This is a genomic window from Bradyrhizobium sp. AZCC 1578 (genome assembly GCF_036924675.1).
Classification (GTDB): Bacteria; Pseudomonadota; Alphaproteobacteria; order Rhizobiales; family Xanthobacteraceae; genus Bradyrhizobium.
This window is the reverse complement of sequence record NZ_JAZHRZ010000001.1, coordinates 4,822,999-4,844,502: the sequence shown is the minus strand read 5'-3', so window position 1 is coordinate 4,844,502 and position 21,504 is coordinate 4,822,999. Positions and strand designations below refer to the sequence as shown.

The window sequence follows — 21,504 nt, the reverse complement described above, 5'->3', positions numbered from 1 at the left end:
TGCGCCGTGATGTGGTCTTGCTGAAGCCGGAGAGACAAATACGAAGATGGAAACCGAACACAGTGCCAGCGCAATGAAACGAAGCGACCGGCGAAACGCAAACAACTGACTCATACTTGGACCTCTAACACTCCCACACTTTGCGTTCGTCTACGAACGAACGCGGCCGGCGTTTTGCGTTTGGCGATGTGACGAGAGGAAGATTTTGTGTGGCGGAGAGGAAACAATTTCGGGGTGATTCCGCGACGATTCGATGGCGAAAATGAACCTTTCCTGCCGCATTGCAGCCCCGAGAATTAATTGCAATTTTGTGGGTTAGCTGCGCAAGGAAGTTACGAAACAACAAGAAAATCGAGAGAGGAATCCGAAATGCCCTATGCCGTCGCCAAGGATCGCGTGCGTCTCTATTTCGAGGAGGCCGGAAGCGGGACGCCGATCATCTTCCTGCACGAGTTCGCGGCCGACCACACCAATTGGGAGCCGCAGATGCGCTACTTCTCGCGTGGCCATCGCTGCATCGCCTATTCGGCGCGCGGCTATACGCCATCCGACGTGCCTCCCTCGGCCGAGGTCTACACCTACGAGTATTTCTACACCGACGCGCTCGCCGTGCTCGATCACCTCGGCATTGCCAAAGCGCATTTCGTCGGCCTGTCGATGGGCTCCTATTCCTCGCTGCAGATCGGCCTCAACGCAGCCGACCGCGCGCTGTCGATGACGCTCGCCGCCGTCGGCGCCGGCTCGTCACTCGAACATCTCGACGCCTTCCGCGCGCAATGCGTCGCCAATGCCGAGCAGTATGAGGAGATCGGATCGGTTGAAGTCGCCAAGGTGACGCGTGAGGCGCCGAGCCGGATTCCGTTTTTGCTGAAAGACCCGCGCGGCCACGCCGATTTCTACGCCGCGCTGGCGCGGCACGATGCCAGGGGCTCGGCCAACACCATGCGCAGCTTTCAGGGCAAGCGACCGTCGATCTACACCATGACGGATGCGATCCGACGCGTGCCGACCCCGGCGCTGATCCTGTGCGGCGACGAGGACGACAACTGTATTGAACCGAGCCTGTTCCTGAAGCGGCATTTGCCGGCCGCGGGGCTCACGTTCTTCCCGAAGTCGGGCCACGTGCTCAATCTGGAAGAGCCGGCGCTGTTCAACGAGATGGTGGAGCGGTTCATCGCGCTGGTGGAAGCCGGGCGATGGCCGGCACGCGATCCGCGGTCGATGGTGGCGGCGGTGGTCTAACTGCAGCGCAGCACACGTGATGGACGCACCGGCGGAAGGGTTCCCTCTCCCCTTGCGGGAGAGGGTTAGGGAGAGGGGTGCCGCTTGCTCCGTCGTTGGACGGATAAAGATGGCCTCTGCGAAGACCTTCTCTCGCGATGCGAGTCGTGTTGAGCTCACCGTATCTCTTCTGCTGGAGCCCGGGGCTACCCCTCTCCCCAACCCTCCCCCGCAAGGGGGGAGGGAGCCCTGACAGCGTGCTTACCTCACAATGGTGCGCGATCCGGGTCGCTGGTGGCGGTTTGACGGCGTCACTTCCCCTTCCCGCCCCTACTCAGCAAAAACACGCCCTGCTCGCCGAACATGTTCCAGACCCACCAGGGCAGGTTCAGCGGCACCGGGCGGCCGTAGAGATCGAGCGCCACCGCGCGCTCCATCTTGACGTTGATCTCGTCGCAGAGCTGGACGAAATCCTTGATCGTGCAGAAATGGATGTTCGGCGTGTCGTACCAGGTCGCCGGGAGGTTTTCGGTACGCGGCATGTGGCCGCCGACGAGCAGTTGCAGCCGCATCTTCCAGAAGCCGAAATTCGGAAACGACACGATCGCGCGCCGGCCGATGCGCAGCAGGTTTTCCAGGACCGGTTTCGGCTGCCGCGTCGCCTGCAGCGTCTGCGACAGGATGACATAATCGAAGGCATCGTCCGGATAATTGACGAGGTCGGTGTCAGCGTCGCCCTGCACCACGGCGAGCCCCTTGGCGACGCAGCGATTGACGCCCTCGCGCGACAGCTCGATGCCGCGGCCATCGATGCCGCGGCTCTCCAGAAGTTGCAGCAATTCGCCGTCGCCACAGCCGACGTCGAGCACTTTTGAGCCAGCCGGAATCATTTCGGCGACGAGGAGATGATCGGTGCGATATTTGCCGGTGCGATCGGGAGCGATGCCGCCGAGCGGCAGGGCCTGTTCCTGTAACGCCATGTCAGGCTCTATCTCTCTTTTTTGACGCGTTTTCTTCACTTGAACCGGTATCCACTTCGCTCGAAAACGCTTTGCTATCAAGGCCGCGCGCATTGCCCGCGGATTCTAGGAAGGCGCGAGAAATGTCGAAGAACTCGGGCACGTCGAGCAGGAAGGCATCGTGGCCGCGGTCGGTCTCGATCTCGGCGAACGACACTCGCGCGCTCGAAGCATTCAGCGCATGCACCAGCGCCCGCGATTCCGAGGTCGGAAACAGCCAGTCGGAGGTGAACGACACCACGCAGAAGCGGGTCTTGATGCCGCGAAACGCTTCCGCCAGCACGCCGTCATGGTCGGCGGCGATATCGAAATAGTCCATCGCGCGCGTCAGGTAGAGATAGCTGTTGGCATCGAAGCGCTCGACAAAGGAAGAGCCCTGATAGCGAAGATAGCTTTCGACCTGAAAATCCGCATCGAACGAAAATGTCGGCAGCTCGCGATCCTGCATCCGCCGCCCGAACTTGCGATGCAACGCGGCGTCGGAGAGATAGGTGATGTGCCCTGCCATCCGCGCCACCGCCAGTCCGCGATGCGGATGCGTGCTGCGCTCGAAATAGCGCCCATGGTGCCAGTCCGGATCAGCCATCACGGCCTGCCGGCCAAGTTCGTGAAACGCGATATTTTGCGCCGAATGGCGCGTCGAGCAGGCGACCGGTAGCGCCGAAAACACCCGTTCCGGATAGGCTGCCGTCCATTGCAGCACCTGCATGCCGCCCATCGATCCGCCGATCACGCATAACAATGTTTGGATGCCCAGCCGGTCGAGCAACATGGCCTGCGCGCGGACCATGTCGGGAATGGTGATGATCGGAAAATCCAGTCCCCACGCCTTGCCGGTCGCCGGGTTGGTCGAGGCCGGACCGGTCGATCCCATGCAACCGCCGATCACGTTCGAACAGAGGATGAAATATCTGTCGGTATCGAGCGGCCGCCCTGGACCGACCATGATTTCCCACCAGCCGGCCTTGCCGGTCAGAGGATGCACGTTGGCGACATGCTGATCCAGCGTCAGCGCGTGACAGATCAGGATCGCGTTGGAGCGGTCGGCGTTCAGTTCGCCATAGGTCTGGTACGCGATCTGGAATGGCGCGAGATCGATGCCGCAATCGAGCTTCAAGGGCTGCTCGATGCCGAATTTGACCACCGGCGAGGTCGGATGATCGGCCTCGTGGGCACGGTCCTCGCTGTGAATCGACGGGCTGGATACCGACTGCAATTGTGTCATCCCGACCTTCCTCCTTGCGGAGGTCCTTACAGACAGAAATCAGGCCGCAAAAAACCCGGCCTGAACGAAAGGTTCGGCCGGGATCAATCTGTCCCCGGCCTGTTTAGCGAGTTGTTTAACGTGGCTGCAAGCCGGCCGGCTCAAATGACCACGGAATGGAACAAAGCTAGTCCGAAGCAGGTCCCTCGTCAAGGCAGCCGCATGGTTAACCCTGCACCGATCATGGCGGATCTGACGTTTCTCTTTGCTTTCGACGGCCGTCTTTTCTAATCAATGCACCTTGCTGGGTGGTGATTTCAGACCGATCCGGCGCTGAAGGTTTTAACATGTCCAAGGCTCCCCCGGCTCCGCCCTCGCTGCAGGAATTGCGCAAGGAGATCGACGCGATCGACGAGCAGGTCCATCGCCTCTTGATGGCGCGCGGCGACATCATCGACCGCCTGATCCAGGTGAAGCAGACCCAGGAGGTGGGCTCGGCGTTCCGGCCCGCGCGCGAGGCCAGCATGATGCGCAGCCTGGTCGAGCGCCATCGCGGCATCCTGCCGCTCGATACCATCGAGAGCATCTGGCGCGTCATCATCTCGACCTTTACTTACGTCCAGGCGCCGTTCTCGGTGCATGCGGACGTCTCGGTCGGCGAGCCCGCGATGCGGGATTCGGCGCGGTTTCACTTCGGCTTTGTCGTGCCCTATGTCGGCCATTTCAGCGCACAGGCCGCGGTTGAAGCCGTGGCGAAATCCAAGGGCGATCTGGCGCTGGTCTCGGCGGTCTCGAGCCGCACGCCGTGGTGGAGCGCGCTGGAAGCCGAAGGCGCGCCAAAAATCATTGCCCGGCTGCCGTTCCTCGAGCGCGCCGATCATCCGGCCGCGCTGCCGGTGTTCGTGATCTCGCGCGTGGCCGATGATGCCATGGTGACGGAGGTGCAGATGTGGAGCGTCCGCGTCTCGGGGTGGAACGCCGATATCGCCCGCGCGCTCGCCCCGCTCGCCGAAATCGTCGCCGTGCCCGATACCGCTTTCGACGGCGCGGCGCTTTTGGTGTCGGATGCCGGCGCCGGGTTCGAAAAGATCAAGACCGCCCTGATCCAGGCCGGCGCCTCGGTGCGCTCGTCGGCTCTCGTCGGCAGCCACGCAACACGCTATACGGTGCCCCCGAACGGGTCGGCGAAGCCTTAAACGCCGTCCGAAATTCCGGAGTTGAAGATGAACCGCCCCGTGCCGAATCCCGGCATTCTCGATATTGCGCCCTACACGCCCGGCAAGAGCCCGGTGCCGGAGCCGGGCCGCAAGGTGTTCAAGCTGTCGGCCAACGAGACCCCGTTCGGGCCGTCGCCGAAGGCAATCGAAGTCTACAAGCACGTGGCTGATCATCTGGAGGACTATCCGGAAGGAACCTCACGGGTGCTGCGCGAAGCGATTGGGCGCGCCTACGGGCTCGATCCCAACCGCATCATCTGCGGCGCCGGCTCGGACGAAATCCTTAATCTCTTGGCGCACACCTATCTCAGCCAGGGCGATGAGGCGATCTCGACCGCCCACGGCTTCCTGGTCTATCCGATCGCGACGATGGCGAACGGCGCCAAGAACGTTGTCGCGCCCGAGACCAATTTTACCGCCGACGTCGATGCCATTCTCGCGCGCGTGACGCCGCGCACGAAACTGGTGTGGCTCGCCAACCCGAACAACCCGACCGGCACCTACGTGCCGTTCGACGAGGTCAAGCGATTGCGCGCTGGCCTGCCGCCACATGTGCTGCTGGTGCTCGACGCTGCGTACTCCGACTACGTGTCGCGCAACGATTACGAGCTCGGCCTGGAGCTGGTGGCCACCACCGAAAACACCGTGATGACGCACACCTTCTCCAAGATTCACGGGCTGGCGGCATTGCGGATCGGCTGGATGTTCGGTCCGGCGCACATCATCGACGCGGTCAACCGCATTCGCGGGCCCTTCAACGTCTCGACGCCGGCGATGCTGGCGGCGGTCGCCGCGATCGAGGACACCGCGCATGTCCAGAAGTCGAAGGCGTTCACCGAAGAGTGGCGCAACTGGCTGACGGAGGAGATCGGCAAACTCGGACTGAAGGTGACGCCGAGCGTCGCCAATTTCGTGCTGATTCACTTCCCGACCGAGAAGGGCAAGACCTCGGCCGATGCGGACGCGTTCCTGACCAAACGTGGCTTGGTGCTGCGGGCACTCAACAATTACGGCCTGCCGCATGCGCTACGCATGACCATCGGCACCGAGGAGGCCAACCGCCTCGTCGTCGACGCCTTGCGCGACTTCATGGCGGCCAAGTGAGTACGGTACCGATCTTCCGACGCATCGCGCTGATCGGCTTCGGCCTGATCGGCGGCTCGATCGCGCGCGCGGTGCGAGTCCAGGGGCTCGCGAGCGAAATCGTCACCACCGCGCGTTCGGAGAAAACCCGTGCGCGGGTTACCGAGCTCGGCATCGTCGATCGCGTGCTGGAGACCAACGCGGAAGCCGTCAAAGATGCCGACCTCGTGATCCTCTGCATCCCCGTCGGCGCCTGCGGGCAGGTGGCGCAGGAGATCGCGCCGTTCCTGAAAGCGGGCGCGATCATCTCCGACGCCGGCTCGGTCAAGGGCGCCATCGTCCGCGAAATGGCGCCGCATTTGCCGGGCCATGTTCATTTCGTTCCGGCACATCCGGTCGCCGGCACCGAGCATTCGGGTCCTGATTCCGGCTTCGCCGAACTGTTTATCAACCGCTGGTGCATTCTCACCCCGCCCGAGGGCACCGACCCCCTGGCGGTCGAAACGCTGCGCGCGTTCTGGGCTGGCATGGGCGCCAGGGTCGAGACCATGACGCCGGATCATCACGACCTGGTGCTGGCGATCACCAGCCATTTGCCGCATCTGATCGCCTACACCATCGTCGGCACCGCGGACGAGCTGGCGCAGGTAACGTCGTCGGAAGTGATCAAATTCTCCGCCGGCGGCTTTCGCGACTTCACCCGCATCGCGGCGTCCGACCCGACAATGTGGCGCGACGTGTTTTTGAACAACAAGGAGGCCGTGTTGGAAATGCTCGGCACCTTCAACGAGGACCTTTCAAAACTCACCCGCGCCATCCGCCGCGGCGACGGCGAGGCGCTGTTCGAGCATTTCACCCGCACCCGCGCCATCCGCCGCGGCATCGTCGAGATCGGCCAGGATTCCGCCGCGCCGGATTTCGGGCGCCCGCATCCACCGCTGAAGAGGACGGAGTGAGAAGGGCGCGGCTTCGCGCATGCGTGCCGGACGTTCCATCGTCATTGCGAGCCACCCGGTCGACGCGAAGCGCCGCCGGATGACAGGCTCCGCGAAGCAATCCATTTTTGCCGCTTGCGGAGGAATGGATTGCTTCGTCGCTCGCTCCTCGCAATGACGGAGTTGGCCGCTCCACACTAGGTCGTCATACCCGCGAATGCGGGTATCCAGTACGCCGCGGCTTCCCGATTCAATCATTGCTGTCTCCGGAATACTGGGTCACCCGCTTTCGCGGGTGACGACAATTGAGTATGCGTTCGCGTTCTCGCGACGCTAAGCGCCCGCGGCTTGCATGAACCTTCCCCTCAAACAAAGGGAGCAGGACCGGCACGCCTGCTGATCTCCGGAACCTTGGGGTGTTCTGGGAGTTATGAACCAAGCGGGATTGCGCGATTTTGCGTTCGGCTCAACACACACATGTGCCGCCTGTCGTCGCAAACGGCGGCATCGCAGGAGGCTCTCATGAGCATCAAGCGAATCCTGGTTCCACTTCCCGGCTCAGCCAGTCACACCGGTCAAATAGAAACGGCCCTGTCTGCCGCGAAGGCGTTGGGGGCTCACGTCCAGGCACTGTTCATCAGTGAGCCGCCGCCGCCGGTCACGCGTGGCGGCCTAACGGTCACCGAAATGGGACGAACGGCGGCCATCCCGGTAAACTGGCACGCCGAGGAACGGGAGCGAGCTGCGCGGGATGCGCGTGAGGTATTCGCGCAGGCCTGCGCGGTAGTCGGCATCCCGATGCTATCGGCGAGCGACGAGCCCGGCAGCCCGCTCGCAGCATCCTGGCGCGAAGCCGAGGGATCGTATGTGGAAATCGCGGTGCAACGTGCCGCTGCCTTCGACCTGATGATCGCCGCAAGCGCCACCGTGATGGAATCGCTCATGGCCATTGCAGAGCAATCGCTGCTGCGGACCCGTCGCCCCGTACTGTTGGCGCCGGCTAGCCTGCAGAGTGATCTGACCGACAGCGTGATGATCGCCTGGGACGAGAGTCCGGAATGCTGGCACGCGGTCTCGGCTGCCATACCGTTCATGCAACTCGCCAAATCAGTGCAGGTCATAAGCGTTGACCGGGACGCCAGCAATCGCCAAGCCTCGCAGGCGGAAGTACTTGCCTATTTGCGCTGTCATGGCATCGGTGCGACCGGGCAGGTGGTTGCACCGGAACTGCGCTCGGTGGGAGATACGCTGCTCGCGGCGGGGGCAGAGCATGAAGCCGGCCTACTGATCATGGGCGCCTATTCCCACAGCCGCCTGCGCGAGATCCTTCTGGGTGGGGCCACGCGCCACATCCTTAAGAACGCTTCGGCACGCCCCGTTCTCTTGGCGCATTAGCCCTCGTCAGAACGCAACCCAGCTCAGGTTGCCGCCAACGCCAACACTATGGCCGGCCGAAGGCGGGTTGGGGGCCGTGCCGGATTTCGGTCGCCCGCATCCGCCACTGAGGAAGACGGAGTGAGGCGCGGCTTAGGCGATTGCGCTCCGCTCTCCACGGCGAAGCGATAACGAGATTGCACAAAGTCGTCATACCCCGCGAAGGCGGGGTATCCAGTGCGCCGCGGCCTATCGACTCAATCACTAGCGCCTCTGGAATACTGGATCGTCCGCCCCAGTGCGCAATTGCGCACAAGGCGGACGATGACGGCGGATGCGAGATCGATTTGCCTATTCACAACGGCGGATCACGACCGCCGCATCAAAACAGCGGCGGCACCTGGCCCACTTTCAGCGGGCCCAGAAACACCGCGCCATCAACAAAGCGCAGCGGGAAGGCGCGCGCTTTCCGCCCCTCGAGCTCCGCCTCCTTGCCGAGCGAATTGATACCGGCCGCGACGCCGGCATTGGCGTTCTGCTTGACGACCTTGCCGAGCCCCGGAATCGCCTTGTCGAGCGCGCCGAATAGATTGTTGAGGTCCTGGCTCTTGACGCCGGGTGCGACGCGATCCAGCGTTGCCTGCGGCACGCCCTCCTCCAGCATCTTCTCGAGGCCAAGCGCCGGAATTACTTTCTCGATTCCCGCCACCGTCATCTGCAATTCGCCGTCGATTCGACCCTGCGCATTGAGGCTCAATGTGCCCGCGGCCAACGAGATCAGATCGCCCTGCTGAATCCGCGACCGCACGATCTCGACATGGCCACCCGCTGCCTGCAGCTCCCTGAACCGTTCGGGCCACGGCTTCGGCGTAAAATCCCTCAAACCAGTGAGCTTCGTCTGGATGTCGGTGTCGAACGGCTGCGCCAGCACCGGGTGCACCTCCTGCACATTGCCGCCCGATATCTGCAGTACGGCTTCGATCACGGGGTGATCCTTCGTCGAGCCTTCGGCAAGACGGCCGTGCAACTCGACATGGCGGGCGCGCGCGAGCGGGGTCTCGACCGGTCCGTTGACGCGGTCGATCGAGGGATTGTCGAACACGATGGAAGCGCGCTGCGGCACATCGGGCAATCCGCTCACGCTGCTGCGGCCCAAGGTCCAGTTCACCTTCATCGACGGCGGCTGGCCGCGATCGGCGAGCGTAGCCGGCGCCTTGAATTCGGCGATCAAGAGTTTCGGCTGGTAGATCTGCGCGATCACCATGATCTCACCGAGCCGCGCGGTGAACGGCACCTGCGCGCCGGCGATCTGCGAGACCAGCGAAACGCTGGCGTCGTCGCAGCGGACTTCGAAGCGGAACGGGAAGCCGGCCACCGAACGCTTGCCGCAGGCATAGACCCGACCGGCTTTCGCCTCCTGCAGCGCCCACGCATCCGCGCGCACGCCGACTTCGGAAGCGGCATAGAACCAGAATGCGCTCCATGCCGCGGCGGCAATGACGAGCAGCGCAGGCATGATGAAGAGGCGCCACAGCGGGCGCCGGCGCGGCGCGGGGGTCATGTCAGGCATGCGGCGTCCTTTGGCTAGCGATTTTGGCGAATGTAAGTATCCGCTCGTCGCAACAAAAGGCATTGAATCCACTTCGCTTTGTCGCGCCGTTCTGGTAGCGGTGCACCCGGCATGTCCGCAATTGAGTTCAACGATACGGAATTCTCGCAAGGCGACCTCTGGGTGTTCGGCTACGGCTCCCTGATGTGGCGCCCGGGCTTCGAATTCATCGAACGGGTTCCGGCGCGGCTGATCGGCGAGCACCGCGCGCTCTGTGTCTTTTCCTTCGTCCATCGGGGCACGCCGGAAAAGCCCGGCCTCGTTCTCGGACTCGACCGCGGCGGCGCCTGCCGCGGCATCGCATTCCGCGTCGCGGAGAAGCACCGCGCGGCCACCATCGCCTATTTGCGCGAGCGCGAGCAGGTCACTTCAGTCTACCGCGAGGTGATGCGGTCGGTGTGGCTGGAGAACGATGCGCGTCAGCGCGTCAGTGCACTCGTCTACGTGGTCGATCGCGGCCACGTGCAATATGCCGGCCGGCTGTCGCTGGCTGAGCAATTGCGTCATGTGCTGCAGGGGCACGGCCAGTCCGGCGTCAACCGCGATTACGTTTTGGCTACCGTGAAAGCCATCGAAGCGGAAGGTTTTCGCGATTCGCAACTGCACCGGCTCGCGGCGATGCTGCACACCCAGCATCCACCGCCTCTTCCCACAGAGAACAGCGACCGTTGAGCTCGGGTGTGTGCTCATAAGCGGACTGAAATGAAGCCCAGTGCCGCGATAGCCCGCATCCGCCATTGGAGGCAAAGCGGACCTCGAAGGTCGGGGCCGCGCACGTCTGTTAGTGACCGCCCCCGTAGCCGACCTATGGACCGGATGCGAGTGCCATGAGGATTGTGCGCAGGCTTAAGAGCACTACGACGCAGCCGACTAGAAGCATCAGGACTTTATCCGGGATGTGTTTGGTCGCAAGCGCTGCGAACGGCGCCGCGATGACTCCCCCGATGATAAGACCGGCGATGATAGGCCACAGGCTCAGGCCAACGGTGAGAAAGAAAGTCGTTGATATGGTCAAAGTGACGAAAAACTCGGCCAAGTTGACTGAGCCGATGGCGTAGCGCGGCGTCGCACCTTGGCCAAGGAGTGTAGAGGTCACGACCAGGCCCCATCCTCCTCCGCCAATGGCGTCGAGGACGCCGCCGAACAAACCCAGAGGGCCGACTGCGCGCGGAGTAGGTGCCTCAATGGGGCGAGCCGCTAGCGCCTTCCAGACGATAAAAGCGCCAAGCAGAAGGAGGTAAGCGCTGATGAAAGGCTTCAAGGCTTCGCCGGGGAGTTCGGAGAGTGCAAAGGCGCCGATTGCCCCACCAATCATTCCCGGAATGGCAAGACGCAGGAGCAGTTTGCGGTCAACATTGCCAAAGCGCCAATGGGCGAGACCCGAGGCGCCGGTGGTGAATGTCTCCGCCGCATGCACACACGCGCTTGCGGTGGCGGGAGGCACGCCCAGGCCGAGGAGCACAGAGGTAGCCGTTACGCCGTAGGCCATGCCGATCGCACCATCGATCATTTGCGCGACGAAGCCTATGATGACGTAAAGGAGTACGTCGTCCCACATGGGAATCCCCGATCGACCTGTTTCCGCCGGTTACGAACGCCAGCACGGCGTCCACACTATCGACCTCATATTCTTAACAAGCCAAAGACGTCCCCAATTTCATCAACAACACGCACTGCTGTTCCGCAAAATCGCTCTAGTCTAGTTGACTTGCGCCGTCGCCGGCCGGCCCGGCGCGGGCGCAGGCTGATCGGAAGGTTCCGGCACGAGATCGATGCCCGCTCCGGCGAGGCGCACGCGCACCTCCGCGGCGACATATTTCGCATATTCCGACAGCAACAGACGCAGCGTCGCGCCGCTGGTCCACCACGGCTCGTCGCGCCATTTTTCGCCGATCACCGCGAACGGTATCAGCGTGACATCAGGCATCGCATGCGACAATTCCAGAATGGCCCGCGGCATGTGGTAATTCGACGTCACCACGATCAGCGACTTGAAGCCGCGCTCCTGCGCCCAGCGCCGCGTCTCGGCGGCATTGCTGCGCGTGTTGACCGCGGAGCGGTCGAGATCGACGCAACAGCCGAGCAGCGACTGGTTGTCGGGCAGCGAGCGGGAAATGTCGCGCACGGCGTTGGTCGGATGCACACCCGAAATCAATAGCCGCTTGCCGTAGCCGCCGGCCAGCAATTCCATCGCATCCGAAACCCGCGACGAACCGCCGGTGAAGACCACGATCCCGTCGGCGCTGCGCGCCGGCTTGATTTCGACGCCGCGCAATTGCGAGAGAAAGGCGATGAAGCCTACCGCCGCAGCGACGAACAGGATCGCCATTGAGCCGACGATGACCGCACGCAGCCATCCGCGCGGCCGCGCGGCACCCGCCCTCGGCGTGCTATCGTCGTGCTGCAAATCCATATCGTCCGGCAACCCTCGTCCCACGGATAATTCTAGAACGTTTTCACGCGAAGTGGAGTCCCGGTCCGCGGGTCAAGTCCGTGACTTGCTTCACTTGAAAACACCAATGGCCCGAATCAATCGATATCGTCCAGCGTCGCAAACAGCGTCCGCCGCGACGCCCAGGCGGTAATGGCGGCAATCGCCACGGCCTGTACCGCCAGCGCCAGATAGCCGGACGGCGGCAGCGAAAATGTCCCGAGCAGCGCCGCGAACTGATCGCCGACAGGGGTGCCCGAGAACCAGCCGGCGATCGATTCGGAGAAGCCGAAACCGAGCATCGCGGCGCCGCCGCCGATCACCCCGCCCTCCAGCCCGAGCCGGAGAAAATGCCGCAGGAAATGGTTGGCGATATAGCGATCGCCGGCGCCGACGAAGTGCAGCACCTCGACGATCGGGCGATTCGCCGCCATCGCGCCGCGGGTGGCGAACGACACCGAAATGATCGTCGCCACGATCACCAGCGCGAGAATGCCGATGCCGGCAAACACGGTAGCTCCGGTCATCGAGCGCATGCGCTCGATCCAGGCGCGGTGATCGTCGACGCTTGCCGACGGCGCCACTTGCGTCACCCTGGAGCGCAATGCCGCGAGGTCGAGCGTAGTGCCGGGCTGGACGCGCGCGACGACGACGCGCGGCACCGGCAACTGCTCGATCGACAGCCCGCTGCCGAGCCACGGCTCCAGCAATCTGGCCGATTCATCCTTGCTGAACGGTTTGACCTGGACGATGCCGGGCTGCGTCCGCATCGCCTCCACCACCGCGGCCGCGTCGCGCTCGAGATCGCGCCCTGCCTGCGGGCGCACCTGAACGGTGATTTCGCTGGCGACTTCGGACTGCCATTCCGCCGCCGATGCGCTGACGAGCAGCACGGTGCCGGTGGTGATGGAAGCAAGGAACGTCATGATCGCGACGACGGCGACCAGCGCACGGCCGGAGATCGACGCTCGCGGCACGATCGGCGACATGTTACGCGCCCGCGCCGGCACCTGCGGACGTTCGTTGCCGAGGTCCACCAACGGCCCATGCTCGTCACCGGCCCTACTCATAGATGTGCAGCCGTCCCTGGTGCAGCACCATCCGCCGCGCCTCGTACTGGTCCATCAGCGTGATGTCATGGGTCGCGATGATCACCGCGGTGCCCAGCCTGTTCAATTCGATGAACAGCCGCAAGAGGCGCCGGCCGAGCGTCGGATCGACGCTGCCGGTCGGCTCGTCCGCCAACAGCAATTGCGGCCGCGAGATCACCGCGCGCGCGATCGCCGCGCGCTGCTTCTCACCGCCCGACAGGATCGGCGGCAGCGCGTCCATGCGCTCGCCGAGGCCGACCCACTTCAGGAGATCGATCACCTCGCGGCGATAGCTGGATTCGTCACGGCCCATCACGCGGAACGGCAGCGCCACGTTCTCGTAAGTCGTCATGTGGTCGAGCAGACGAAAATCCTGCAGCACGATACCGATGCGCGTGCGCAGACCCGCAATCTGATCCTTGCCGAGCAGCGAGACGTCCTGGCCGAACAGGTTGACGAGGCCGCGGGTCGGCCGCAGCGACAGAAACAACAGCCGCAGCAGCGAGGTCTTGCCCGCGCCCGAGGGACCGGTGAGAAACTGGAAGGAATGGGCGGGAATAACGAAGGAAAGGTCGCGCAAAATCTCCGGGCCGAGCCCGTAGCGCAAACCGACATTTTCGAACCGAACCAAGCTCAGCTCCGCTCGACATGTACCATGGCCGAGCTCCGCTCGGCATGGACTGTGGCCGAGCTCCGCTCGGCGTGGACCGTGGCCGGAAACCCCGGACTTGAACCTGAACCTGGACCCGAACCTGAACTTTGGGCTCGTGGCCCGCTGGTTTGGGCGCCAACCGGACAAAACGGTTTTGCGGCCGTTATGGTTTCCGATTCGTTAACGGTCGGTATGTAGCATCCGGGCGAAGACACTGGTGAGATGGGCTCCATGCATATCGTTTGTCCCCATTGTACAACATCTTACGCCATCAATCCGACCACCTTGGGGACCGGCGGGCGCACCGTCCGCTGCTCCCGCTGCAAGGAAACCTGGCTGGCGCGGCCCGAGGACGCGATCGAACTGGCCGCCATGCCGGCAGCCATGCCAAATGCTCCGCTGCCAAATGCTCCGCTGCCAAGTGCTCCGCCAGCTCCGGCGCAATCGAGTCAGCCGGCCGCAAGCGATGCCGCGGCCGAATGGGAGGCGATGGCGCGCGAGGAAGAGGAACGGGACACCCCGGTGGTCGACAGTCCCTCGATTTCGGCAGGCTGGCCGGCCGAGGGCGAAGGGTCGCGCCAAGGCGGCGACAGAGGCGGCGACAGCGACTGGCCATCGGTTGCCCGGCACGATGCGGAAGACCATGGGGATATCCCCATCACCACGCACCGCGAGCGGCTGGCCCGTCTTTTCCGGCTGCCCTCCCTGCCCCGTATTCCGTTCATCCCGTCCGTCGGCCTGCCGACCGCCTGCGCCGCGATGGGCGCGCTGATACTGGCGCTGATGATCTGGCGCACCGAAATCGTGCGGCTGCTACCGCAAACCGCGACGTTCTACAAGATGGTCGGGCTGGAAGTGAACCTGCGCGGGCTGGCGTTCAAGGACATCAAGATCAGCAACGAGACCGTGGACGGCAAGCCAGTTCTGGTCATCGAGGGCGTGATCGTCGGCGAGACCAAAAAGCCGGTCGAATTGCCGCGGCTGCGCTTCTCCGTCCGCGACGCGCAGGGTGCCGAGATCTACGCCTGGAACGCGGTACTGGAACAGCCGGTGCTCAAGCCCGGCGAGCGCGCCTATTTCAAGTCGCGGCTGGCTTCGCCGCCGCCCGAAGGCCGTAATATTGACGTACGCTTTTTCAACAAGCGGGATCTGGCCGGCCACGCCTGAACCTGGCCGCGCTTCCGCAAGGCGAGAGATCAAGACTTCATGCCACGCGTGCTGATTGCCGATGACGAAGATTCCATGCGCTCGCTGGTGGCGCGCGCCATCGCCATGGATGGCCACGAGACCGTCACCGCCGAGGACGGCGCCGATGCGCTCGATATCCTGACGCGCGAGCAAGGCCTATTCGACCTGCTCTTGACCGACATCCAGATGCCGGTCATGGACGGCATCGCGCTGGCGCTGACGGCGGCGCGGGATTTTCCCAACCTGAAGATCCTGCTGATGACGGGCTTCGCCGATCAGCGCGAACGCGCCTCCGGCCTCAATGCGATCGTGCACGACGTGGTGACGAAACCGTTTTCGGTGCACGACATCCGTACGGCTGTGGCCGATGCGCTGGCGGCGGGGAAGAACGGGTAGGTTAATCCACGGTCGTCGTCCCCCGCGAAGGCGGGGGACCCAGTACGCCGCGGCCTTTCGATTCTAGCGCTGACGTCACTGGAATACTGGATCACCCGCCTTCGCCTTCGCGGGTGATGACAGTTTGCGCGAGGGCGGCCGCGCAGGCCTAGCCCCTCAATAATCCTTCAACAGCCGCTCGATGTAATCCAGTTCGATCTGCGGACGGGCCGAATCGCCGAGACGGCGGCGCAGTTCTTCCAATATCCGGCGGACCCGCTGCACGTCGATCTCGCCGGGGATCTTCACCGAATAGTCGTCGGTGAATTCGTTATGGCGCATCGGCCGTCCGAGCGGATCGGTCGAGTTGGCGGCGCCCTGCTGGCGGCCTCTGGGGTTGCCGGGGCCGTCGCCCGGCTGATCGCCGTCACCCTGCTGCATGGCTTCCGCAAGGCTCTGGGCGCCCTTGCGCAGCGCGTCCAGCGCACGGCCCTGCGAGTCCACCGCGCCATCGGCATTGCCCTCGCCGAGCCGGCCGGTGGCATCGCCCATGGCCGAATCGGCCTGATCGAGCCCGTCCTCGCCATCGCCTTGCTCGCCGCCTTGCCCCTGCTGGCCTTGACCCTGCTGGCCCTGCTGGTCGCCACGCTGACCCTGCTGGCCGCGCTGGCCCGGGCCCATGCCGCGCTTGGCGAGCTCTTCCTGCAACTTTTTCAGGCGGTCGCGCAGGCCCTGCTGGTCCTGCTGCAGGTCGCCCATGCTCTGATCGCCCTGCTTGTCACCCTGCTTGCCGCGCATGCGGTCGCGCCGCGAATCCTGGCCCTGCTTGTAGGTCTTGTCGCGCAATTGCTGCTGCTTGCGGATCATGTCGCCGAGTTCGTTCAGCGCCTGCTCCATCTCATTGTCGCCGCCCTGGCCGGGCTGCGCCATCTGCAGATTTTCCAGCATCTGCTGTAGTTGTTCCAATAGCTGCTTGGCGGCATCCTTGTCGCCGGAACGCGACATCCGCTCCAGCCGGTCGAGCATGTTCTTGAGATCCTGCTGGCTCAACATTTTCGTGTTGGGATCGAGCGGGCGCGCCTGTTGCTGCGGGTTGTTGCGGAACTGCTCGGCGAGCTGGCGCAGGAAATTGTCCAGCGCAGCACGCAGATTATCCGTCAGCTTCTTGATCTCCTCATCGGTGGCGCCACGCTCCAGCGCCTGCTTGAGCGCGTCCTGCGCCGCACGCAGCGCCTTCTCGACGTCGGTGATGTTGCCGTCCTCGATGGTGACGGCAAGCGCCCACATGCTGGCGACGACCTCGCGCAGCGCGGCGTCGGTGCGCGCCTCCTCCAGTTGGTGCTTAACACTGAAGAGACCGAGATAGTGACCGGCTTCGGGCGTGAACAGTTCCGGCGCGATCATCAGCGCATCGAGGGCGGTATAAACTTGCGAATTCTGATTGGCATCGAGCGCCAGAATGCGGCGTTGTTCGATCAGGGCGCGGGCGAGCGGCTTGGTGAACAGCCGTTCCGGCAGCCGCATGTTGAACGGCTCGCTCTTGCCCTCATTGCCGGCCTCGTCCTTGGCCGTGAGCGTCAGCGTCACATCGGCGCCGGCATAGGGATCCTCGCTGAGATCCTTCACGGTCTGGCCGACGCCATTGCGCGTGCGCGCATTCGGCAGCACCAGCGCAAACTGCGGCGGCTCGAACAGCGGCCGTGGCTCGGCCTTCTCGGCCTCCTTGCTCTTGTCTTCCTTGTTACCTTCCTTGTTCCCTTCCTTGCCGGAATCGGGAACACGGACGGCGAATTGCGCGCGCGCTTCGGTGACGCCGTAGTCATCCTCGAGCTTGTAGGACGTCTGCAGCGAGCCGCGGGCCTGACGCTCCGGATCTTTCGCCAGCGAGATGGTCGGGGCACGGTCGGGCGTCGCCGCGAAGCGCCACAGCGGCTGGCCGGAGGGCGCGCGGACATGCGCGGTGCCGTCACCCGTGATCTTGAAATGCCGTTCGTTGGTGCCCTTCGGCGCCTGCTCGCTGGGCGCGACCTCGGTCACGCCGCCGCCGACCACGACGTCGATATTGCCGCCGCTGGAGCGCACCAGCAGCGTGCTGCCTGCAGGCACCGGCAATGGTGCCCCGCTATCGGGAGAAGCCGCATCCCTGTTGGCGGCAGACAGAATGACCGGCGGCTTGCCGGTATAGAGCGGCGGAGTCACCCAGGCATCGACCCGGACGTTGGCCGGCGCCAGCACGCCGTTCCAGTCGAATGCCGCAGCAATTCGTAGCCGGCGCTCGTCGCCGGCGGCGACATAGGCGGCCGCCAGCATTACCATGACCAGCGCACGCAGCGCCCAGGGGTCGTGGATCGCCAGCCGCGGCGAAGGCAGCCCGGCGCGGATCCGCTTGATCGAGGCCAGCGTGCGCTCCCGCTGCTCCCGCCACAGCGCCTGCGCGATCGGATCACTGATCGAGAGTGTGTCGGTCAGCGCGGTCGCCGGGCGATGGCGAATGCCGGTGCCGCGGTCGAGCCGGCTCAACGCCTCTTCGCGGCTCGGCCAGCGAAACCGCACGAGCGGGAACAATGCGGCCAGCGCCGCGAGGGCGAACAGGCCAAGGCAGATCGCGCGTGCAAGGAACGGCAGCGCCAGCCACAATCCGGCCCAGGACACCACCAGGAACAGCCCAATGACGCTCAGAAACCGGACGAGCCCTGGCCAGGTACGTTCCCACGCAATCGCGTATTGGGCCCGTTGCAGAGCCTGCGTCAGTTGAAGCCGCGCGACGGCATCCGGCTCGCGCGCTGGCTTCGTGGGGTCGGGGGTGGCGCCGCTCAACAATCTCTCCGGGTTGTCGACAAGTCAGCCTAGCACAACGGCGGCAATGAGGCACCCGTCCCCGGGGTAACCCACACCCGGAAATACGCATAACATTACACGAAGGCGTGACTGCGGGCGTCCCGCCCCGTAACGTTCGCGCCGAACCGTAAAAATACGAGGAAGCGACATGGACCAGAAGACACACGACAAGGGGCTGGAAATTCGCAAAGCGGTGCTCGGCGAGGCCTATGTCGACAACGCGCTGAAGAGCGCCGATAGTTTTAACAAGCCGTTCCAGGAACTCGTCACCGAATATTGCTGGGGCGCGGTGTGGGGCCGCGAGGAACTGCCGCGCAAGACCCGCAGCATGCTCAATCTGGCCATGATCTCGATCCTGAACCGTCCGCACGAACTGAAGGCGCACATCAAGGGCGCGCTGACCAACGGCGTCAGCCGCGACGAGATCCGCGAGATCTTCATGCAGGTTTCGATCTATGCCGGCATCCCTGCCGGCGTCGACAGCTTTCGCATCGCGCGCGAGGTGTTCGCGGAATTGGACAAGGGCTGAGGCGCAGCACCATGGAAATCGGATTCATCGGCCTCGGGAAGATGGGCTTCCCGATGGCGCGCCGCCTGATCGAGGCCAAGCATCAACTCACCGTGTTCGATACGCGGCAGGAAGCCATAGGCAAGCTCGGCGCGCTCGGCGCGCAGGCGGCATCGTCGCCGAAGGATATCGCCGACCGCTGCGAGACGGTGCTGGCGAGCCTGCCGTCGCTGCAGGCGTCGCTTGAGGTTGCGACCGGCGCAGGTGGCGTGATCGAAGGGAGGCGCGTCAAACGCTTCGTCGATCTCTCTACCGTCGGCTCGCAGATGGCGGCCAGGATTCACGGTCTTCTGGCGAAGAATGACATCGTGCAGATCGACAGCCCCGTCAGCGGCGGCGTCGGCGGCGCCGAGAAGGGAACGCTGGCCGTGATGGTCTCCGGCCCGCGCGCCGATTACGAGTTGACAAAACCCGCGCTCGACGTGATCGGAAAAGTGTTTTTCATCGGCGAAAAGCCCGGCTCGGCGCAAACGATGAAACTGGCGAACAACTTCCTGTCGGCGACCGCGATGGTGGCGACCTCGGAAGCGGTTGTGATGGGCGTCAAGGCAGGGCTCGATCCAGCCGTCATGATCGACGTTATCAACGCAGGTTCCGGGCTGAACACGGCAAGCCGTGACAAGTTTCCGCGCTCGGTGCTGCCGCGCAGTTTCGATTTCGGCTTTGCCACGGGACTGATGGTGAAGGACGTGCGACTTGCGCTGGAGGAGATGAAATCGCTGGGACTGTCGATGGAAGTCGCCGAAGCGGTCGGACGGCTCTGGGAGATCATCATCCGCGACGAGGGCGCGGAGTCGGATTTCACCGCGGCGATCAAGCCGATCGAAAAGGCGGCGGGAGTCGTGGTCGGCGGTGGCGGGAAGAGAAGTAACGCGGCCGAATAGACGCCGCCGTCGTCCCTGCGAACGCAGGGATCCATACTCCGCGGCCGGTGTTGCTTAGAAAAAAAATAACGAGCAGGTCGCGAAACAATTAACGCCTGTGGTTATGGGTCCCTGCGTTCGCAGGGACGACGGCGTTATTGTGGCGCTACCGGTGTCATCACGGCGCAGATCACAGCCACGGCGCGGGCTTATCCATCGCGATCAGTTCATCGACCTCGATGCGGGGGCGGACCACGGCGTACTGGTCGTCCTTGACCAGGACTTCCGGCACCAAAGGCCGCGTATTGTAGAAGCCGGACTGCACCGCGCCATAGGCGCCGGCGGTCATGATGGCCAGGAGATCGCCGGCCTTGGGCTCGGGCAAATTGCGATCGAGCGCGAGATAGTCGCCGGTCTCGCAGACGGGTCCGACCACGTCGGCCGTGATCGTCTGCGCATCCTTGGCCGGCTCGCGAACCGGGAGGATGTCATGGTGGGCTTCGTAGAGCGTCGGGCGGATCAGATCGTTCATCGCGGCGTCGATGATGACGAAGTTCTTGGCTTCGCCCGGCTTCACATAGATGACGCGGGAGACGAGGATGCCGGCATTGCCGACGATCATCCGCCCGGGCTCGAACATCAGCGTACAACCGAGATTGTGCGTCACCCGCTTGACCATCGCGGCATAGGCCGACGGCAATGGCGGCGCCTCGCGGTCGGCGTGATAGGGGATGCCGAGCCCGCCGCCGAAATCGATATGCGAGATCGTGTGGCCGTCGGCGCGCAGCGTCTGCACGAATTCGGAAAGAATCCGGAACGCGGTTTCCATCTTGGAGAGATCAGTGATCTGGCTGCCGATGTGCATATCGGTGCCGGTCACCTCGATCCCCGGTAAGCTGGCCGCACGGGCATAGACCTCGCGTGCGCGTGCAATGGGAATGCCGAACTTGTTCTCGGACTTGCCGGTGGCGATCTTGGCATGCGTGCCGGCGTCGACGTCAGGGTTGACCCGCAACGAAATCCGCGCGGTCTTGCCGGTCTCGACCGCGAGCTTCGACAGCAGTTCCAGTTCGGGTTCGGACTCGACGTTGATGCAGAGGATATCGGCCGCGAGCGCCGCGCGCAGTTCCATCTCGGTCTTGCCGACGCCGGAAAACAGAATCTTGCCGGGCGGAATCCCCGCCGCCAGCGCCCGCTTCAACTCGCCGCCGGAGACGACATCGGCGCCGGCACCAAGTTTCGCCAGCGTGCGCAGCACCGCCTGGTTGGAATTGGCCTTCATGGCGTAGCAGACCAGCGTCTTCTCGCCGGCAAAGGCCTCGGTGAAGACGCGGTAGTGGCGCTCCAGCGTCGCGGTCGAATAGCAATAGAACGGCGTGCCGACGGCATCCGCGAGTTCGGACAGATTCACGGCCTCGGCGTGCAGCACGCCGTTGCGATAGTCGAAGTGATTCATGGCGTGCTCAGTCCAGCAGCGGATCGAGAACGAATTTCTTCTTGCCGCCCTTGGGGGCGCTGGGGCCCGCCTCGGATCCATAGGTCGAATTGAAGACGCCGGGCTGCGCCGCGCGCTCGGCCTCGGTATCCGACGTGGCCTGCGCCTGCGGCGGCGCACTTGGCGGCAAATCGAGCCCGCCCTTGCGTCCGCAGCCGCCGAGTGCGAGCGCGGTCACACTCAACACGATGATGGCCCATCCCGACGATGACGGGCGGTAGTTACTGATCACGACGAAAATCCCCAATGCGCGCCGCACCATACAAAGGTTGCCGCAGTCTGGCGAGTGCCGATCGGCCACGGAAACCCAAGAAAAACCCAAGGAAAAACCCAAGAAACTG

Annotated in this window: 20 protein-coding genes and 1 riboswitch; of the genes, 10 read left to right on the top strand and 10 right to left on the bottom strand. The window is 64.0% G+C overall.

Annotation, left to right across the window (positions count from 1 at the left end; translation table 11 throughout):
- The first annotated feature begins 369 nt into the window (after positions 1-369).
- Positions 370-1,242 carry an alpha/beta fold hydrolase gene (locus tag V1290_RS23210; RefSeq protein WP_334366531.1) on the top strand — a complete coding sequence of 291 codons (873 nt, stop codon included), beginning with the start codon at positions 370-372 and terminating at the stop codon, positions 1,240-1,242.
- A 290-nt stretch (positions 1,243-1,532) separates the two neighbouring features.
- Here the strand turns inward: V1290_RS23210 and metW are convergent, their stop codons facing one another.
- On the bottom strand, positions 1,533-2,201 hold the full coding sequence (gene metW / locus V1290_RS23205) for a methionine biosynthesis protein MetW (protein ID WP_065731638.1): 669 nt from the start codon (positions 2,199-2,201) through the stop codon (positions 1,533-1,535).
- Position 2,202: 1 nt separating this feature from the next.
- A complete protein-coding gene (gene metX, locus V1290_RS23200) occupies positions 2,203-3,465 on the bottom strand; it encodes a homoserine O-acetyltransferase MetX (protein WP_334366530.1) in 1,263 nt (420 codons plus the stop codon).
- Positions 3,466-3,547: 82 nt separating this feature from the next.
- Positions 3,548-3,627: riboswitch (SAM riboswitch) on the bottom strand.
- Positions 3,628-3,791: 164 nt separating this feature from the next.
- Between metX and V1290_RS23195 the strand changes: the two genes are divergently transcribed.
- The 4 genes from V1290_RS23195 (at position 3,792) to V1290_RS23180 (ending at position 8,074) form a co-directional block, all read left to right on the top strand.
- Positions 3,792-4,640 carry a chorismate mutase gene (locus tag V1290_RS23195; protein ID WP_334366529.1) on the top strand — a complete coding sequence of 283 codons (849 nt, stop codon included), beginning with the start codon at positions 3,792-3,794 and terminating at the stop codon, positions 4,638-4,640.
- Positions 4,641-4,667: 27 nt separating this feature from the next.
- A complete protein-coding gene (gene hisC, locus V1290_RS23190) occupies positions 4,668-5,765 on the top strand; it encodes a histidinol-phosphate transaminase (RefSeq protein ID WP_334366528.1) in 1,098 nt (365 codons plus the stop codon).
- A complete protein-coding gene (locus V1290_RS23185) occupies positions 5,762-6,700 on the top strand; it encodes a prephenate/arogenate dehydrogenase family protein (protein WP_334366527.1) in 939 nt (312 codons plus the stop codon). The genes hisC and V1290_RS23185 overlap by 4 nt, the downstream gene beginning before the upstream one ends.
- Before the next feature lie 501 nt (positions 6,701-7,201).
- Positions 7,202-8,074: a universal stress protein gene (locus V1290_RS23180; RefSeq protein WP_334366526.1), complete on the top strand. Its 873-nt coding sequence runs from the start codon at positions 7,202-7,204 to the stop codon at positions 8,072-8,074.
- A gap of 361 nt (positions 8,075-8,435) precedes the next feature.
- Here V1290_RS23180 and V1290_RS23175 read toward each other — a convergent pair whose 3' ends face one another.
- The gene (locus V1290_RS23175; RefSeq protein ID WP_334366525.1) at positions 8,436-9,623 is read right to left on the bottom strand and encodes a DUF2125 domain-containing protein; all 1,188 of its coding nucleotides are present in this window, start codon (positions 9,621-9,623) and stop codon (positions 8,436-8,438) included.
- 111 nt (positions 9,624-9,734) lie between these two features.
- Here V1290_RS23175 and V1290_RS23170 point away from each other — a divergent pair, with 111 nt between their 5' ends.
- Complete coding sequence (locus V1290_RS23170) at positions 9,735-10,334, top strand: gamma-glutamylcyclotransferase (RefSeq protein ID WP_334366524.1); 600 nt, start codon at positions 9,735-9,737, stop codon at positions 10,332-10,334.
- Positions 10,335-10,467: 133 nt separating this feature from the next.
- Here V1290_RS23170 and V1290_RS23165 read toward each other — a convergent pair whose 3' ends face one another.
- The 4 genes from V1290_RS23165 to ftsE all read right to left on the bottom strand — a co-directional run bounded on the left by V1290_RS23165 (position 10,468) and on the right by ftsE (position 13,815).
- The gene (locus tag V1290_RS23165; RefSeq protein ID WP_334366523.1) at positions 10,468-11,220 is read right to left on the bottom strand and encodes a sulfite exporter TauE/SafE family protein; all 753 of its coding nucleotides are present in this window, start codon (positions 11,218-11,220) and stop codon (positions 10,468-10,470) included.
- A 141-nt stretch (positions 11,221-11,361) separates the two neighbouring features.
- A complete protein-coding gene (locus tag V1290_RS23160) occupies positions 11,362-12,075 on the bottom strand; it encodes a YdcF family protein (RefSeq protein WP_334369147.1) in 714 nt (237 codons plus the stop codon).
- A 116-nt stretch (positions 12,076-12,191) separates the two neighbouring features.
- Positions 12,192-13,163, bottom strand: coding sequence for a cell division protein FtsX (locus V1290_RS23155; RefSeq protein ID WP_334366522.1), 972 nt, complete (start codon positions 13,161-13,163; stop codon positions 12,192-12,194).
- Positions 13,156-13,815, bottom strand: coding sequence for a cell division ATP-binding protein FtsE (gene ftsE / locus V1290_RS23150; protein ID WP_028348200.1), 660 nt, complete (start codon positions 13,813-13,815; stop codon positions 13,156-13,158). The genes V1290_RS23155 and ftsE overlap by 8 nt, the downstream gene beginning before the upstream one ends.
- Positions 13,816-14,067: 252 nt before the next feature.
- Here ftsE and V1290_RS23140 point away from each other — a divergent pair, with 252 nt between their 5' ends.
- Positions 14,068-15,003 carry an MJ0042-type zinc finger domain-containing protein gene (locus V1290_RS23140; RefSeq protein WP_442895009.1) on the top strand — a complete coding sequence of 312 codons (936 nt, stop codon included), beginning with the start codon at positions 14,068-14,070 and terminating at the stop codon, positions 15,001-15,003.
- Positions 15,004-15,042: 39 nt separating this feature from the next.
- Entirely contained in the window at positions 15,043-15,420 is a 378-nt protein-coding gene (locus V1290_RS23135) for a response regulator (protein WP_334366521.1), read from the top strand.
- A gap of 156 nt (positions 15,421-15,576) precedes the next feature.
- Here V1290_RS23135 and V1290_RS23130 read toward each other — a convergent pair whose 3' ends face one another.
- Positions 15,577-18,216, bottom strand: a complete 2,640-nt coding sequence (locus tag V1290_RS23130) for a TIGR02302 family protein (protein WP_334366520.1) — start codon at positions 18,214-18,216, stop codon at positions 15,577-15,579.
- Positions 18,217-18,385: 169 nt separating this feature from the next.
- On the opposite strand from V1290_RS23130, the gene V1290_RS23125 reads away from it, so the two are divergent.
- Together V1290_RS23125 and V1290_RS23120 are read left to right on the top strand one after the other, a co-directional pair.
- Entirely contained in the window at positions 18,386-18,766 is a 381-nt protein-coding gene (locus V1290_RS23125) for a carboxymuconolactone decarboxylase family protein (RefSeq protein ID WP_065743820.1), read from the top strand.
- A gap of 11 nt (positions 18,767-18,777) precedes the next feature.
- The gene (locus V1290_RS23120; RefSeq protein ID WP_334366519.1) at positions 18,778-19,689 is read left to right on the top strand and encodes an NAD(P)-dependent oxidoreductase; all 912 of its coding nucleotides are present in this window, start codon (positions 18,778-18,780) and stop codon (positions 19,687-19,689) included.
- A 169-nt stretch (positions 19,690-19,858) separates the two neighbouring features.
- Here the strand turns inward: V1290_RS23120 and lysA are convergent, their stop codons facing one another.
- Together lysA and lptM are read right to left on the bottom strand one after the other, a co-directional pair.
- Complete coding sequence (lysA, locus tag V1290_RS23115) at positions 19,859-21,124, bottom strand: diaminopimelate decarboxylase (RefSeq protein ID WP_334366518.1); 1,266 nt, start codon at positions 21,122-21,124, stop codon at positions 19,859-19,861.
- A 7-nt stretch (positions 21,125-21,131) separates the two neighbouring features.
- Positions 21,132-21,395, bottom strand: a complete 264-nt coding sequence (lptM, locus tag V1290_RS23110; RefSeq protein ID WP_334366517.1) for an LPS translocon maturation chaperone LptM — start codon at positions 21,393-21,395, stop codon at positions 21,132-21,134.
- Positions 21,396-21,504 lie beyond the last annotated feature (109 nt).

Excerpts from the sequence above, each read along its gene's own strand:
- V1290_RS23210 (WP_334366531.1), top strand. The coding sequence starts at position 370 with ATGCCCTATGCCGTCGCCAAGGATCGCGTGCGTCTCTATTTCGAGGAG.
- metW (WP_065731638.1), bottom strand. The coding sequence starts at position 2,201 with ATGGCGTTACAGGAACAGGCCCTGCCGCTCGGCGGCATCGCTCCCGAT.
- metX (WP_334366530.1), bottom strand. The coding sequence starts at position 3,465 with ATGACACAATTGCAGTCGGTATCCAGCCCGTCGATTCACAGCGAGGAC.
- V1290_RS23195 (WP_334366529.1), top strand. The coding sequence starts at position 3,792 with ATGTCCAAGGCTCCCCCGGCTCCGCCCTCGCTGCAGGAATTGCGCAAG.
- hisC (WP_334366528.1), top strand. The coding sequence starts at position 4,668 with ATGAACCGCCCCGTGCCGAATCCCGGCATTCTCGATATTGCGCCCTAC.
- V1290_RS23180 (WP_334366526.1), top strand. The coding sequence starts at position 7,202 with ATGAGCATCAAGCGAATCCTGGTTCCACTTCCCGGCTCAGCCAGTCAC.
- V1290_RS23175 (WP_334366525.1), bottom strand. The coding sequence starts at position 9,623 with ATGCCTGACATGACCCCCGCGCCGCGCCGGCGCCCGCTGTGGCGCCTC.
- V1290_RS23170 (WP_334366524.1), top strand. The coding sequence starts at position 9,735 with ATGTCCGCAATTGAGTTCAACGATACGGAATTCTCGCAAGGCGACCTC.
- V1290_RS23165 (WP_334366523.1), bottom strand. The coding sequence starts at position 11,220 with ATGTGGGACGACGTACTCCTTTACGTCATCATAGGCTTCGTCGCGCAA.
- V1290_RS23160 (WP_334369147.1), bottom strand. The coding sequence starts at position 12,075 with ATGGATTTGCAGCACGACGATAGCACGCCGAGGGCGGGTGCCGCGCGG.
- V1290_RS23155 (WP_334366522.1), bottom strand. The coding sequence starts at position 13,163 with ATGAGTAGGGCCGGTGACGAGCATGGGCCGTTGGTGGACCTCGGCAAC.
- V1290_RS23140 (WP_442895009.1), top strand. The coding sequence starts at position 14,068 with ATGCATATCGTTTGTCCCCATTGTACAACATCTTACGCCATCAATCCG.
- V1290_RS23135 (WP_334366521.1), top strand. The coding sequence starts at position 15,043 with ATGCCACGCGTGCTGATTGCCGATGACGAAGATTCCATGCGCTCGCTG.
- V1290_RS23125 (WP_065743820.1), top strand. The coding sequence starts at position 18,386 with ATGGACCAGAAGACACACGACAAGGGGCTGGAAATTCGCAAAGCGGTG.
- V1290_RS23120 (WP_334366519.1), top strand. The coding sequence starts at position 18,778 with ATGGAAATCGGATTCATCGGCCTCGGGAAGATGGGCTTCCCGATGGCG.
- lysA (WP_334366518.1), bottom strand. The coding sequence starts at position 21,124 with ATGAATCACTTCGACTATCGCAACGGCGTGCTGCACGCCGAGGCCGTG.